General features: G+C 66.8%; 13 protein-coding genes. 7 read left to right on the forward strand and 6 right to left on the reverse strand.

Annotated features, from left to right (window positions below; genetic code table 11):
- Positions 1-167: 167 nt before the first annotated feature.
- On the reverse strand, positions 168-2,021 hold the full coding sequence (locus AC2T4A_RS08450) for a protein-disulfide reductase DsbD (RefSeq protein WP_478379296.1): 1,854 nt from the start codon (positions 2,019-2,021) through the stop codon (positions 168-170).
- Between the two features lie 161 nt (positions 2,022-2,182).
- Complete coding sequence (locus tag AC2T4A_RS08455) at positions 2,183-3,091, reverse strand: LysR family transcriptional regulator (protein WP_486743085.1); 909 nt, start codon at positions 3,089-3,091, stop codon at positions 2,183-2,185.
- A 115-nt stretch (positions 3,092-3,206) separates the two neighbouring features.
- Between AC2T4A_RS08455 and AC2T4A_RS08460 the strand changes: the two genes are divergently transcribed.
- Complete coding sequence (locus AC2T4A_RS08460; protein ID WP_486743086.1) at positions 3,207-4,298, forward strand: polyamine ABC transporter substrate-binding protein; 1,092 nt, start codon at positions 3,207-3,209, stop codon at positions 4,296-4,298.
- Positions 4,299-4,498: 200 nt separating this feature from the next.
- Complete coding sequence (speB, locus tag AC2T4A_RS08465) at positions 4,499-5,461, forward strand: agmatinase (protein WP_486743087.1); 963 nt, start codon at positions 4,499-4,501, stop codon at positions 5,459-5,461.
- Positions 5,462-5,671: 210 nt separating this feature from the next.
- Here speB and AC2T4A_RS08470 read toward each other — a convergent pair whose 3' ends face one another.
- Positions 5,672-6,436 (reverse strand): substrate-binding periplasmic protein, encoded by a 765-nt coding sequence (locus tag AC2T4A_RS08470; RefSeq protein WP_486743088.1) that lies wholly within the window; start codon positions 6,434-6,436, stop codon positions 5,672-5,674.
- A gap of 105 nt (positions 6,437-6,541) precedes the next feature.
- On the reverse strand, positions 6,542-7,624 hold the full coding sequence (locus tag AC2T4A_RS08475) for an endonuclease/exonuclease/phosphatase family protein (protein ID WP_416750278.1): 1,083 nt from the start codon (positions 7,622-7,624) through the stop codon (positions 6,542-6,544).
- Positions 7,625-7,777: 153 nt separating this feature from the next.
- Here AC2T4A_RS08475 and AC2T4A_RS08480 point away from each other — a divergent pair, with 153 nt between their 5' ends.
- The gene (locus AC2T4A_RS08480) at positions 7,778-8,614 is read left to right on the forward strand and encodes an SDR family oxidoreductase (protein WP_478379242.1); all 837 of its coding nucleotides are present in this window, start codon (positions 7,778-7,780) and stop codon (positions 8,612-8,614) included.
- Between the two features lie 120 nt (positions 8,615-8,734).
- Here the strand turns inward: AC2T4A_RS08480 and AC2T4A_RS08485 are convergent, their stop codons facing one another.
- On the reverse strand, positions 8,735-9,166 hold the full coding sequence (locus AC2T4A_RS08485; protein WP_486743089.1) for a VOC family protein: 432 nt from the start codon (positions 9,164-9,166) through the stop codon (positions 8,735-8,737).
- Positions 9,167-9,254: 88 nt separating this feature from the next.
- A complete protein-coding gene (locus AC2T4A_RS08490) occupies positions 9,255-9,905 on the reverse strand; it encodes a YciC family protein (RefSeq protein WP_416750272.1) in 651 nt (216 codons plus the stop codon).
- 159 nt (positions 9,906-10,064) lie between these two features.
- On the opposite strand from AC2T4A_RS08490, the gene AC2T4A_RS08495 reads away from it, so the two are divergent.
- The 4 genes from AC2T4A_RS08495 (at position 10,065) to AC2T4A_RS08510 (ending at position 13,782) form a co-directional block, all read left to right on the forward strand.
- A complete protein-coding gene (locus AC2T4A_RS08495; RefSeq protein WP_486743090.1) occupies positions 10,065-10,808 on the forward strand; it encodes a DUF2076 domain-containing protein in 744 nt (247 codons plus the stop codon).
- Positions 10,809-10,884: 76 nt separating this feature from the next.
- The gene (locus AC2T4A_RS08500) at positions 10,885-11,361 is read left to right on the forward strand and encodes a LabA-like NYN domain-containing protein (RefSeq protein ID WP_416750267.1); all 477 of its coding nucleotides are present in this window, start codon (positions 10,885-10,887) and stop codon (positions 11,359-11,361) included.
- 50 nt (positions 11,362-11,411) lie between these two features.
- Complete coding sequence (gene rhlE1 / locus AC2T4A_RS08505; protein WP_416750265.1) at positions 11,412-12,794, forward strand: RNA helicase RhlE1; 1,383 nt, start codon at positions 11,412-11,414, stop codon at positions 12,792-12,794.
- Positions 12,795-12,963: 169 nt separating this feature from the next.
- Positions 12,964-13,782: a helix-turn-helix transcriptional regulator gene (locus AC2T4A_RS08510; protein WP_478379245.1), complete on the forward strand. Its 819-nt coding sequence runs from the start codon at positions 12,964-12,966 to the stop codon at positions 13,780-13,782.
- The last annotated feature ends 245 nt before the right edge of the window (positions 13,783-14,027 follow it).

Below are 14,027 nucleotides of genomic sequence, written 5' to 3' on the forward strand. Positions count from 1 at the left end.
CCCCGAAGGGGCGAGTGCAGCGAGTCATGCTCATTTACTACTCGTAAACTCCGCTTCCTCGGCCGTTTTGACTCGCTACGCTCGCCCTTCGGGCCAGCCTTCGGCTGTTACTCCTGTTGGTCGTTGCGCCTTGCCCTGCTCTAGCTCGCGAGATTGCAAACAGGGTCTCAGGAGCGCGTTCCAGCCTGCTTCAGGCGGTCGGCGAGGGTGGCGGCGTCGGTTTCGCCGATGATGCGCAGGTCCGACCATTCGTCGCCTTTGGGCGAGAAGAACAGCAGCGCGGGTGGGCCGAACAGGTTGTAACGGTCGAGCAGGGCGCGCTGCTCCTCGGTGCTGGCGGTCATGTCGAAGCGCAGCAGGACGAAGCCGGGCAGTTGCGACTGGACTTCCGGCGCCGGCAGCACCTGGCGCTCGATGATCTTGCAGCTGATGCACCAGTCGGCGTACCAGTCCAGCAGCACCGGGCGGCCGGCGGCCTGGGCACTGGCCAGTGCGGCGTTGAGTTGCGCCGGGGTGGTGATGTTCTGCCAATCGCCAGGGGTGGCGCTCGGTGGGCCGGCGTGGCTGCTGACGCCGCTGCGGCCCAGCGGGTGCAGCGGGTCGGATTCGCCGCGCAGGGCGCCGGTCCAGGCGGCCACGGCGTAGACCAGCAGCATCAGGCCCAGCAGTTGGCCGAGTCGTTGCAGCGGCTGCTTCGGCCCCAGTTCCAGCGTGCCGATGGCCAGGGCGACGCCGCCAGCCAGGGTGCCCCAGAGGGTCAGGGCTACCGGCCCCGAGACCAGTCGCTCGAGCATCCAGATGGCTACTGCCAGCAGCATCACGCCGAAGACGTTGCGTACGCCGTTCATCCAGGCGCCGCTCTTGGGCAGCAGCGCGCCACCGCCGACGGCGAAGATCACCAGCGGCGTGCCCATGCCCAGGCCCAGGGAGAACAGCAGCAGGCCGCCGCCCACTGCGTCGCCGGTGCTGCTGATATAGAGCAGCAGGCCGGCCAGCGGAGCGGTGACGCAAGGCGACACCAGCAGGCTGGAGAGCACGCCCAGGGTCGCAGCGCCGGCGATCGAGCCGCCGCGGGTGTTGTTGGCCATGTTGTCCAGGCGCTCGCGCAGGAAGCCCGGCAGGCGCAGCTCGAATGCGCCGAACATGGCGATGGCGAAGACCACGAAGAAGGCCGCGAAGGGGATCAGTACCCAGGGCGACTGCAGCATCGCCTGCAGGTTGAGCTTGGCGCCGAACAGGCCCATCAGGGTGCCGAGCACCGCGTAGCAGGCGGCCATCGGCAGCACGTAGGCCAGCGACAACGCCAGGCCGCGCATGCCGCCCGGCCGGCCGCGCAGGACTACGCCGGAGAGGATTGGCAGCATCGGCAGCACGCAGGGGGTGAAGGTCAGCGCCAGGCCCAGCAGGAAGAAGATCACCAGCGCGCGGCCGAGCTTCTTGATCTTGCCCGGCTCGTGGTCGCCCAGCAGGCTGGCCAGCGGGTTGCTCGAAGCAGCGGCGGACTTGGCGGCAGAAGAGGGGGCGGGGCCCGCCACCACGCTGGCGGCCTGGCCGTCGGCGATCTGCAGGCGGGTGGTTTCCGGCGCGTAGCACAGTCCCTTGTCGGCGCAGCCCTGGTAGCTGACGACGAGGGTGAAGGGCTTGTGCTGCGGATTGACCAGGGGCACGTCGATGTCGGTGATGGCGTAATAGACGACGGTGTCGCCGAAGTAATCGTCGTGGTGCTGCTTGCCTGGCGGCAGCTTCACGTCGCCGACGCTCACGCCGCTGTCGGCGGGCTCGACCTTGAAGCTGAAACGATGCTGGTAGAGGTAGTAGCCATCGGCATTGATGAAGCGCAGCTTCACCTGCTGGCTGTCGCTGTCCTCGACGCTGACACGGAAGGCCTCGGCCACCGGCAGGAAGTCGCCCTTGGCCGGTTGCCCGACGGCGAAGCCGGCCTTGTCGGCGGGTTTGTCGAACAGGCCGGCGGAAGCGGGCAGGGCGACGAGGAGCAGGAGCAGGGTGAGCAGGCGGCGCATGGACATCTCGCGGACTACGTAATTGGCGGGCATATGGCTGGCGGGCATGATAGCGGAAAGCTTCCGACGCGGCCCGAGGCGTTGCCCGATGAGCTGTCACAAGAAGTGATAGACGCTGTGGGACTGCACCTGGGAGCCCCGGTTCCCGTTGCGCCGCTGCGTCAATCCGCCGCGTGCCGGCCGAAGGCTGCCAGCAGGTCGCTGACGAAGGCCTGCTCGGCGTCGCCGGGGTGGCGGCCGCGATGCCGGGTGAGGCTGAAGGCTACGTCGAAGCCCAGTTCGCCCGGCAGCAGTTCGCGCAACTGGCCGCGCTCGATCCACGGCTGGGCGACGTGCTTGGGCAGGTAGCCGATGTGCGCGCCGGAGAGGATGAATGCCAGGCTGCCGTCGACCTGCTCGCAGCGCGCGCTGCTGCGGCTGGTTTGCAGCGGCTCGTCGGCGGCGATGAAACGGTACGGGTGCAGCACCTGATCGGCGTCGGCCAGGGAGTCGCGACTCGGTTTCTTTTCCTTGAAGGCCGGATGACCGGCGCCGCAATACAGGCCCTGGGGTTCGACGAACAGGGTGTGATGCTCCAGCGCGGCCTGGGTGCCGGCGAAGTAGCCGACCGCCAGGTGCAGGCGATCCTGCAGCAGCAGGCGCTCCAACTCGGCGGGCGTCGCCGTGATCAGTTCCAGGTTGACCGCCTCGTTGCGTTGACGGAAACGCCGGATCGCCCCGGACAGCTGCGCCAACACTTCCACGTCCAGCCCTTCGGACAGACCGATGCGCACCTCGCCGAGCAACTTGTCGGCCACGCCCCGCGCCTCGTCGCGGAAATCCTCGATGGACAGGAACAGCCGCCGCGTCGCCTGCAACAGGTGCTCGCCCTTGGGTGTCAGGCGGAAGCCGCCCTTGCCGCGCTCGCACAGGCGGTAGCCCAGGCGCGTCTCCAGCTTGGCCATCTGGATGCTGATGCTCGGCTGGCTCAGGCCCAGCTCGCCCTGCGCCGCACTGAAGCCGCCGCACTCCACGACGGTGACGAACAGGCGCAGCAGTTGCAGGTCGAGGTCGCGCAATTGGGTGAGCAAAGTTGTCTCCAAACATTGTTCTGAAGAAATGCCAAAGTAATTAACTTTGTATTTTTACAAAGTAAAGCCCGCTCCATGCTCGCCCCATAACCACAACAACTTCGAGGCGATGATCATGCGTGTGTTCTTCCGGGCGACTCTCGCGATGCTGGCCGTGGCACTGGCCGTGCCCCTGCACGCACAGGAGCGGGTGCTCAACCTGTACAACTGGGCGGATTATGTCGGCGCGGATGCGCTGCAACGCTTCCAGAAGGAAACCGGCATCCGCGTCAAGTACGACACCTTCGACAGCGCCGAGGTGCTCGACAGCAAGCTGATGACCGGCCGCAGCGGCTACGACGTGGTGTTCCCGGCCAGTAGCGGGCTGGCTCGCGCGATTCAGGCCAAGGCCGTGCAGCCGGTCGACGAGGCGCAGTTGAAGAACTTCGCCAACCTCGATCCGGAACTGCTGGCCAAGCTCGCCGCCATCGATCCGGGCAACCGCTTCGGCGTGCCCTACACCTGGGGTACCGTGGGCCTGGCGATCAACAAGGACGAAGTGCTCAAGCGTATCCCCGACGCGCCGCTGGACAGCCTGGACCTGTTGTTCAAGCCCGAGTACGCCAGCCGCCTGGCCGATTGCGGCATCTCGCTGATCGACTCGCCCCAGGAGGTGATCAGCGTCGCGCTGAACTACCTGGGCAAGTCGCCGTACAGCACCGATGCGGCTGATCTCACCCTGGTTCGCGAGCTGCTGACCAAGCTACAACCCAACGTGCGCTACATCGCCAGCGGCAAGCACATCAATGACTTGGCCAATGGTTCGCTGTGCGTCGCCCTGACCTACACCGGCGATGCGCTGATGGGCGCCGCACAGGCCAAGCAGGCGAACAAGCCGTTCGAGGTGATCTACCGGATTCCCAAGGAAGGCACGCTGATCTGGTTCGACACCATGGCCATCCCGGTGGACGCCCCGCACCCGCAGGAGGCGCGCGCCTTCATCGACTTCATGCTGCGCCCGGAGTCCATCGCCGAGCTGACCAACACCCTGTACTTCGCCAATGCCAACCTGAAGGCGACGCCGCTGCTGAACGCCGATGTCGCCGGCGACCCGGACATCTACCCGGCGCCGGCCATGCGCCAGAAGCTGTTCGGCGAGCAATTGCTGACGCTCAAGCAGCAGCGCGACCGCACGCGACTGTGGTCGGCGTTCCGTACCCGTAGCTGATTCGCGTGCGCTTGCCCTCTCCCTAACCCTGGCTGCGCGCCCCGCTCCGAAGGGAGAGGGGACCGTTCGGTGCAGGTTGAAGCTGTAGCGTCAACCGGCACGGGCAGCTCCCTCTCCGTTCAGGGAGAGGGCGGGGGAGAGGGGGGCGCGCAGACACCGAACTATCAGAACAACACTACAAAGCCATTGATGAGGAAGCCATGGATCTCGCTAACGACAACGACCAGGCCATCACCCGCGACAGCCTTTATGGCACCGCTGCCGAATCCACCTACGCCGGCATCACCAGCTTCATGCGGCGCCGCTACAGTCGCGACCTGCGCGGCGTCGACCTAGTGGTCAGCGGCGTGCCCTTCGACACGGCCACCACCAACCGCCCCGGCAGCCGCTTCGGGCCGCGTGCGATCCGCGCCGCCTCGGTGCAGATGGCCTGGGCCCGGCACTTCCCCTGGGAGTTCGATCCCTTCGACCACCTGGCGGTAATCGACTACGGCGACTGCTCCTTCGACCACGGCGTGCCGCAGGAAACCCCGGAAGTCATCGAAGCCCACGCCGCGCGCATCCTCGATGCCGGCTGCGCGCTGCTGACCCTGGGCGGCGACCATTTCATCAGCTACCCGCTGCTCAAGGCCCACGCGAAGAAGCACGGCGCGCTGTCGCTGATCCACTTCGACGCCCACAGTGACACCTGGCCGGACGAGGACTGCCAGCGCATCGACCACGGGACCATGTTCTACCACGCGGCCCGCGAGGGGCTGGTCGACCCGTCGCGCTCAGTGCAGGTCGGCCTGCGTACCACCAATGACGACGTCATGGGCTTCCAGGTGCTGGACGCCCGCGAAGTACACCGCAACACGCCGCAAGCCATCGCCGAGCGCATCCGTGCGCGCGTGGGCGATAACCCGGTGTACCTGACCTTCGACATCGACTGCCTCGACCCGGCCTTCGCGCCCGGCACCGGCACGCCGGTGTGCGGTGGCCTGACTTCGCACCAGGCGCTGGAAATCCTCCGCGCGCTGCGCGGCATCAACCTGGTGGGGATGGACGTGGTGGAAGTGGCGCCGCCCTACGACAACGCCGAGATCACCGCCCTGGCCGGCGCGACCCTGGCGATGGAGATGGTTTGCCTGTATGCGGCGCGGCACAAGCTGGGCGAGCGCTGAGTTCGGCCTGAGCAGCGGAAGAGACGGAGGTCGAAGCTCGACCGGTGGGCTCCGCTGATCGCCGAATCGACGGTGCCGGCGAAGCCCCGCCGGAACTGCGGTTCGTGCGGGCTCCGGCTTTTGTAGGAGCGGATTTATCCGCGATGTTTTCGCGTGGCGACGAGTCGATCGCGGACATAGTCCGCTCCTACGCAATCCCATCTTCACGGCTCACGGCAATTTCATCTCGTAGCCCGCCGCCTGCAATTCGTCATAGGCATGATCCAGTTGCGCGCGCAGGCCTTCGGCATCGGGCGCGTGGCGAGAGACGATGAGCTTGGTCGGCACGCTGTACAGCTTGTCGAAGGCCAGCGGCGCCATGTTCAGCTCCCGGCGTGCCTGCTCCACCGGGGTCTGGTAGTCGATCAGGAAGTCTCCCCTACCGCGCTCGAGCATCTGCAGGGCGGCGGTGTGGGTGCTGGTGCGGTGCAGTTCCAGCTTGAGCGTCGGGTCGGCCAGCATCTCGGTTATCGGCCGCCAGTAGCTGTAGCCGCTGATCAGGATCATCCGGCTGCCGGTCAGTCCCTCGGGCATCTTCGGCGAGGATCGCGAAGCCAGGCGATACAGGTTCAGTTCGACATGCCCCAGCACGCGCTCGCACTCCAGCGTGCTGCCCTCCAACTCCTGCTTGCCCGGCGCACCGGCCCAGAGCTGCACGCTGCCATCCTGCAGGCCGAGGTACAGGCGGGCGCTGGGCAGCGGGCGGAAGTCGGCACGGTAGCCGGCCTTGAGCAGGATGCGCCGCACCATCTCGGCGCCGCTGCCGCGGGTGCTGCCATCCGGGGCGGTGTAGGTGTAGGGCGGGAATTCGTAGTAGCCCACTGTCAGCGCCGGTAGCGGATGCGGTAGGCGGTCGGCCAGGGTTGGGCGTTCGACGGCGCTGGCGCTGAAGCAGAGGAGAGCGAGGATCAACCCCGCGAGGCGGCTCAAATGCATGGATGGCCTGGAGTGCTCGTTATCGTTTTTGTTCGAAGCGAGCCGAGCATGCGTCCGTGGAATCGCAGTTGTCCAGTTTCCGCCGGTGGCGATGTGCCATAGCGCTCAGTGGGGCAGCAGGAAGCGCGCGGACAGCGGCAGGTGGTTGGAGATGCGCAGGGTGTCGTGGCTGCGCACACCGGCCTCCAGGCGGTTCAGGCTGGGGCTGTGGAACAGGTAATCCAGAGTGCGGTCGGGCTTGTGCACGCGGGGGTCGTTGGGGAAGTGGGTGTACCACTTCTCCTGGTCGGCGCCGCTGGACTCCTCCACCGCCGGCACGACGGGGAAGCGCGCTGCCAGCAGGTTCAGTTCGCTGTTGGCGCGGTAGGGCGCGCGCAGCACCTCCGGCAGGTAGGGATATTGGCCCAGCGGCAGCAGGCCGAGGTCGCCGCCCAGCAGCCAGGGGCGGCCGCTGGCCTGCAGGCTGTTCAGGTGGGCCTCGACGGCTTCGACCTGGCGCTGCGGCGTATCGTCGCCGTCGGGGCGCTCCAGGCGCGTGTTGATCACGCTGAGCTGGCCGCCGCCGCGGATCGGCAGGTCGCTCTGCAGCATCGCCGGCTGCGGGGCGAACAGGTGCAGCAGCGGGATGGACGAGCGCTGCGGCAGGGCGATGCGCTCGCCGCGGGTGATCTGGAAGCGGCTGAAGGTCACCAGCTTGCGCCCGGCGCTGCCGAACACGTGGGGATTGGGGTCGAAGCGCGCCTTCCAGTCGAAGGCGGCGGTGGAGCAGGGGTAGATATCGGTCAGGCGATCGCCGATCAGCGCCTGCTGGTCCTGTTTGCCAGTGGCGGCTGCGCCGTCGTCGACTTCCTGCAGCAGGACGATGTCCGGCGCCTCGTCGCGGATCACCCGCACCACTTCGTCGAGGCTATAGGCGATGTCCTCGGGGCTGGGGCTGTCGTCGGGGCCGGTGGTATCGGGCAGGTCGTCCCAGAAGATGTAGCGCTTGCCGGCCAGGTACTGGACGTTCCAGGTCATCACCTTCAGCGCCTGGCCCGGCTGCAGTTGCGGCGCGGGCGCGCGGCACTGCGCGGCGACAGCCTCGCGCTCGGCGGGGTGCCAGGCCAGCAGCCAGGCGGCAGCGGTGACGGCGAGCAGCAGGGCGATGAACAGCAGGAACAGGGCGCGGCGGCGAAGCGAGAGGCTCATGGGTGACCAGGGGCTATGCTTGTTGGGTCCAGAGGATAGTGGCTGTGACTTTGTATTTCACCTCTGTGTTTGATGTGGGAATTATCCTGAAACCTTGTGGGATGTAGTTCGCACGACGCTGCACTCGCGCCCTGCGGGCTTTGGGAGATCGCCATGCCCCGCACGCTCTTTTCGCATTCCGTCTACCGGCGCAAGGTCGTGCTGGTCAGCGGCGGCTGTTCCGGCATCGGCCGCGCCCTGGTGCTGCGCTTCGCCCAGGCGGGTGCCCATCCGGTAATCCTCGACCTCGACCAGGCGGGGCTGGACAGCCTGGTTCAGCACTTGCGCGAGCACCTGAACGTCGAGGCCCTCGGCCTGCGCTGCGACATCGCCGATGCCGAGGCGGTGCAGCGCGCGGTGGCGCTGGCGGTAGAGCGCTTCGGTGGCATCGACGTGCTGGTGAACAATGCCGGCATCACCCACCGCAGCCTGTTCATCGAGACGGAGCTGGCGGTGTTCCGGCGGGTAATGGCGGTGAATTTCTATGGCGCGCTGCACTGCACCCAGGCGGCGTTGCCCAGCCTGCTGGCGCGGCACGGGCAGATCGTCGTGCTCAGTTCGCTGACCGGCTTTGCCCCTTTGCTCTATCGCAGCGCCTACAACGCCAGCAAGCATGCGCTGCACGGGCTGTTCGATACGCTGCGCATGGAGTTGGACGGCACGGGGGTGGCGGTCACCCTGGCGTGCCCGGGTTTCACCGCTACCGATCTGCGCAAGAACGCGCTGGTGGGCGACGGTTCGGTGATCCGTCAGCCAGCCGTGGTGCTGGGCGCCGAGGTGGCATCGCCACGCGATGTGGCCGAGGCGATCTACCAGGGCGCGTTGCGCCGCCGGCGTTTGCTGGTGCTGTCCAACGTCAATTGGCGGGCGCGCCTGCTGGCGCGCTTCTTCCCGCGGCTGTTCGAGAAATTGCTGGTGCCGAAGATGTCGGGGCTCAAGCCCGGCCATTAGCTTCTCGTAGGAGCGAGCTTGCTCGCGAACCGCCCTGGCAGCGGAGCTGAGCAGGGTTCGCGAGCAAGCTCGCTCCTACAGGTTCCTTGCTGGCACGGCGCGCGGAGCCCGCTCTTGCGATCAATGCGAGTGCGTGTCGAACCCACCACCTGCCAGCGCCATGTCCCAGAACGATGCCTCGATCTTGTGCCCGTCCAGGTCGCGGATGAAGCAGCCGTAGTACGGATCGCCATAGAGCGGGCGCGGGCCGGGGGCGCCTTCGTCGGTGGCGCCGGCGGCTATCGCGGCGCGGTAGAAGGCGTCCACTTCCTCGCGGGAGTTGGCCATGAAGCCAAAGTGCGTGCCGTTGCCGACGCTGGCCGGGCGCCCGTCGATGGGCGTCTGCACCCAGAACTCTGGGAAGACGCGACCGTAGGCCACGGCGCCGGGGTGTTCCATGATCTGCTGGCAACCCAGCGTTGCCAGCACCTCGTCATAGAAGGCCTTGGCGCGCGGGTAGTCGTTGGTGCCGATGGAAATGTGTGAAAGGCAGCTGGGCGGGAAGTCGCTCACGGCGAGTCTCCATACTCGGGGAAAGGAGACTCCAGCGTAGAACCCCGGCCCGCGATGTGCCGGGGTATTTGTTGCGACTTGCTGCCGCTCAGGCGGCCTCGCGGCCGAGCAGGATGAAGATGCGGTAGGCGGCCACCGTCAGCAGCAACTGGAAGAACCCGCTCAGCGAGTGCAGCGCCACGCTGAGTACCGGCGCGTCCTGGCCGGCCTCGGTGATCCAGCCTTCGGCGATCCACACCGGCGCGAGGATGGCCAGGGAGGTCATCAGCAGCAGGAAGAAATGCCCGGTGGTCAGGGCGAAGCTTTCGCGCATCGCATCGATGGGCGCGCGGCCGCGCTGCACCAGGAGGAATTCGGCGAAGGCCAGCTTGATCATCACGAAGATGCCCGGCAGCACCATCAGGGACAGGCCGAGCACGATCAGCAGCGAGGTGATCGCCGAGAGCAGGGCAAAGGCGGGCCACAACCGCAGGGCCGCGCTCCACAACTCGCGCACGCTGCGCTCGACGCCTTCGCCGGCGTCGATCATGTAGAGGATCAGGCTGGCGGTGTAGATCGGGTAGAACACCAGGCCCGCGGCCATGCCCCAGGGCGCGAAGTTCTGCGAACCGGCAGCGACGTTGATCTGCTGCTGCACCAGCGTCTCGATGACGATCCAGGGCAGGCACAGCGGCACGAGGATGCCGAGGTGACGGGAGAAGAAGAACCAGGTGTCGCGGAGGATGGAAAGGGGATTCATCAGTAACCCGATACTGTCCGAGGGCTTCGACTCTAACTTAAGCAAACCCTCAGGTAGAAGGCGCAAGAATTCTGTGATCGGAACTTGTTTTTTTCCGACCCGATCCAATGTTTCGTAGCAGCGATCCGTTGTGAACCACCCGCTCAATCGAGGCCCGTCATGAATTCCGAAGAGCAATCCCTGATCGATGGTCTGTTCACCCGCCTGCGTGACGCCGAGGCGCAGACCGCCCCGCGCGACGCCCAGGCCGAGGCGCAGATCAACAAGCACCTGGTGCAACAGCCCGCCGCGCCGTATTACATGGCCCAGGCGATGCTGATCCAGGAGGCGGCGATCAAACGCCTGGACCAGCGCGTCAAGGAGCTGGAAGCGCAGCAGGCCAGGGCTCAGGAACAGCGCCCGAGCAGCGGCGGCTTCCTCGCCGGGCTGTTCGGTGGCGGCCAGAGTCAGGAGCAACGCCAGGCGCAACCGCAGCAGCGCCCGGACGGTTGGGGCCAGACACGCTTCTCGCAGCCTGCCGGCAACGCGACTTACGCCAATAGTCCTGGCGCCAGCAACCCCAACGACTTCCGCCCGGCACAGCCTGCGCAGGCCGCGCCCCAGGGCGGCGGCTTCCTGCGCGGGGCCTTGCAGACCGCAGCCGGTGTGGCCGGCGGCGTGATGGTGGCGAATGCGCTGACCAGCCTGTTCCACAGCAGCCAGCCGCAGGAAATCGTCGAGGTGATCCAGGAGCAGCCGGTGCAGCCTGAGCCTTCGAACTTTGGCGACTCGCCGTCGGACGACTCCTTCGGTGGCGACCGTTATGCCGACAACACATTCAGCGATGCCAATTACGATGATGGCGGCAGCTTCGGCGACGACTCCGGCTTCTTCGGCGGTGACGACGGCGACATGTTCAGCTGAGCCGCCCGCCGGGACTGGCGGGGGCGCGTCGCTGTGCCGATAATGCGCCCCCGCTGTTCGAGTCCCGGAGTCACCGTTGAAGACCATCGCCCTGTTCGCCGACGTGCAGAACCTCTACTACACCGTGCGTCAGGCCTACGGCTGCCACTTCAACTACGCCGCCCTGTGGGCCGAGCTGAGCGCCCAGGGCACCATCGTCCAGGCCTACGCCTACGCCATCGACCGGGGCGATGCCAGGCAGCAGCAGTTCCAGCAGATCCTGCGCAAGCTCGGCTTCACCGTGAGGCTCAAGCCCTACATCCAGCGCGCCGACGGCTCGGCCAAGGGTGACTGGGACGTGGGTATCACCATCGACATCCTCGACGCCGCGCCGAACGTGGACGAGATCGTCCTGGCCTCCGGCGATGGCGACTTCGACCTGCTGCTCGACCGCGTCCGTGCCGGCGGTACTGACGCCACCGCCTACGGCGTGCCGGGCCTTACCGCCCAGGCGTTGATCCGCGCAGCCAGCCGCTACGTGCCCATCGAAGGCGCGCTGCTGCTGCGTTCCTGACCCGTGCGGCTACAATGCCGCCCATTCTGATTCGTTTTCGCGAGCGCTCCATGACCTTCGCCACCCTCGGCCTGATCGATCCTCTCCTGCGCGCCCTCGACGGGCTCGGCTACCAGAACCCGACGGCGGTGCAGGCTCAGGCCATCCCGGCCGTGCTCAAAGGGCGCGACCTGCTGGCCGCCGCCCAGACCGGCACCGGCAAGACCGCCGGCTTCGCCCTGCCGTTGCTGCAGAAGCTGTTGCAGGAAGGCCCGCAGGTGGCAGCCAACTCGATCCGTGCGCTGGTGCTGGTGCCGACCCGCGAGCTGGCCGAGCAGGTGCACGAGAGCTTCCGCGCCTATGGCCAACACGTACCACTGCGTACCGCCGTGGCGTACGGCGGTGTCAGCATCAACCCGCAGATGATGAAGCTGCGCAAGGGCGTCGACGTACTGGTGGCCACGCCCGGTCGCCTGCTCGACCTGTACCGGCAGAACGCCCTGAAATTCACCCAGCTGCAGGTGCTGGTGCTGGACGAAGCCGACCGCATGCTCGACCTGGGCTTCGCCCGCGAACTGGACGAAGTCTTCGCCGCGTTGCCCCGGCGCCGGCAGACCCTGCTGTTCTCCGCGACCTTCTCCGACGCCATCCGCCAGATGGCCCGCGAGCTGCTGCGCGACCCGCTGACCATCGATGTGGCGCCGCGCAACACGGCAGCGAAGACGGTGAAGCAGCACCTGCTCACGGTGGACAAGAAGCGCAAGGCCGAGCTGTTCCTGCACCTGCTGCGCGAGCAGGGCTGGCGCCAGGCGCTGGTATTCGCCAAGACCCGCAAGGGCGTCGACGAACTGGTCGATGTGCTGCACAAGCAAGGCATTCGCGCTGATTCGATCCACGGTGACAAGCCGCAGCCATCGCGCCTGCGAGCGCTGGCGCGGTTCAAGGCCGGCGAGGTCGATTTCCTCGTCGCCACCGATGTTGCCGCCCGTGGACTGGACATCCAGGAGATGCCGCTGGTGGTCAACTTCGACCTGCCCATCGTTCCCGAGGACTACGTGCACCGCATCGGCCGGACCGGCCGCGCCGGCGCCAGCGGCCAGGCGATCTCGCTGGTCTGCGCCGATGAAGTTCAGCAACTGGCAGCCATCGAAACGTTGATCGGCCAGACTTTGCAGCGCCACGAGGAAGATGGCTTCGAGGCGGAACATCGGGTGCCCGTCACTGCCCCCGGCGGCCAGATCACGAAAAAGCCGAAGAAGCCCAAGCCACCCAAGGTGCCGGAAGGCAAACCGGGCAAGGTGCACCTGGGCTCGCTGCTGGACGACAAGCCGCAGGTCAAGGCGGTGCGCAAGGCGCCGGGCTTTGCCCTTGGTGGTAAACCAGCAGGTGGCAAGCCATCCTCCGGAAAACCCTCTGCTGGAAAGCCGGGTGGCAAGGGCGCTCGTCGTCCCTGAGCCGTTAAGGCGCGCGCCTGCTTCATCGCAGTGCGCGGCCGGGGCTTGAGTCGGGGCGCTCTCCAGGTGTGACGGGGCCTTGCGCGGTGTGGCGCAAAAGCTGCATTTCCGTGTGGAATCCCGAACGCCTATAGTGTGCACATCGCGCACACAACAAGAACGACAGCCCATGCGCCACAAGGAACTCAAAGCCTGGACCGGCGGAGTCGCCCATCTGCTCCCGCTGGCCCCCGGTCGTCCGCGCCTGCTCGGCCTCAGCCAATGGCTGCAACAGGTCTGTGCGGTGGATAACTTCGTGCTCTTCGTCTACGAAGGCAACCACCGTCCGCTGGACCTGTTCGACACCTTCCCGGCCGATGTCCGCCACGTCTACGTCGAGGATTACCAGGTCGGCCCCTACCTGCTCGATCCCTTCTACCTCGCTTGCATGCGCAACCAGGCTCCGGGCCTCTGGCGTCTGCGGCAGTTCGCGCCGGACCACTTCTATCTGGGCGAGTACTACCAGACGTATTACCAGCAGACCGGCCTGACCGAGGAGATCGCCTTCTTCATCGACCTGGCTGACGGCGCCACGGCGGTGCTCTCGCTGATGCGCAAGACTTCCAGCCCCGCCTACAGCCGCGACGAGATGCAGTTGCTGGAGTGCGCACGGCCGGTGGTCGAGCAGGTGGTGCGCGAGGCCTGGGAGCTGCGCCGCGCGCAACCGCGCCCGGCGCAGGACCTGGACTACCAGATCCGCGAGGCCTTCGACCAGTTCGGCGCCCAGCTGCTCACGCCCCGTGAGCAGGAGATCGTCCAGTTGCTGCTGCGCGGCCACTCCAGCGCCTCGGTGGCGGAGCAGCTGGATATCAGCCCCGGCACGGTGAAGATCCACCGCAAGAACATCTACGCCAAGCTCGGTATCGGCAGCCAGTCAGAGCTGCTCGGGCTGTTCATCCGCGAGTTGGCGGGGCGGGACGCGGCGGGTGGGATGCGCGCAGCGGGTTAGAAGCAGAATCCGCCTGTAGGGCGTACAACCGTTCGCGGTTGTACGCCGTTGCCTCCGGTTTCGTTGCTCGTGGCGGATAACGCCTGGGGCGTTATCCGCCCTACGTGACTGGCCAGTGCCGGAGCTGCCGGAGGATCTCTTTTGTAGGAGCGAGCTTGCTCGCGAACCGCCCAGCATCGGAGCTGCCGGGGAATCTCGTTCGCAAGCAAGCTCGCTCCTACAGTCCCCCTCAGCTGCGGACGACC

The sequence above is a fragment of the Pseudomonas sp. PVC-3-1 genome, from assembly GCF_057444315.1.

Coding starts and splice junctions, on each gene's coding strand:
- AC2T4A_RS08450 (WP_478379296.1), bottom strand. CDS start 2,021: ATGCGCCGCCTGCTCACCCTGCTCCTGCTCCTCGTCGCCCTGCCCGCT.
- AC2T4A_RS08460 (WP_486743086.1), top strand. CDS start 3,207: ATGCGTGTGTTCTTCCGGGCGACTCTCGCGATGCTGGCCGTGGCACTG.
- speB (WP_486743087.1), top strand. CDS start 4,499: ATGGATCTCGCTAACGACAACGACCAGGCCATCACCCGCGACAGCCTT.
- AC2T4A_RS08470 (WP_486743088.1), bottom strand. CDS start 6,436: ATGCATTTGAGCCGCCTCGCGGGGTTGATCCTCGCTCTCCTCTGCTTC.
- AC2T4A_RS08475 (WP_416750278.1), bottom strand. CDS start 7,624: ATGAGCCTCTCGCTTCGCCGCCGCGCCCTGTTCCTGCTGTTCATCGCC.
- AC2T4A_RS08480 (WP_478379242.1), top strand. CDS start 7,778: ATGCCCCGCACGCTCTTTTCGCATTCCGTCTACCGGCGCAAGGTCGTG.
- AC2T4A_RS08490 (WP_416750272.1), bottom strand. CDS start 9,905: ATGAATCCCCTTTCCATCCTCCGCGACACCTGGTTCTTCTTCTCCCGT.
- AC2T4A_RS08495 (WP_486743090.1), top strand. CDS start 10,065: ATGAATTCCGAAGAGCAATCCCTGATCGATGGTCTGTTCACCCGCCTG.
- rhlE1 (WP_416750265.1), top strand. CDS start 11,412: ATGACCTTCGCCACCCTCGGCCTGATCGATCCTCTCCTGCGCGCCCTC.
- AC2T4A_RS08510 (WP_478379245.1), top strand. CDS start 12,964: ATGCGCCACAAGGAACTCAAAGCCTGGACCGGCGGAGTCGCCCATCTG.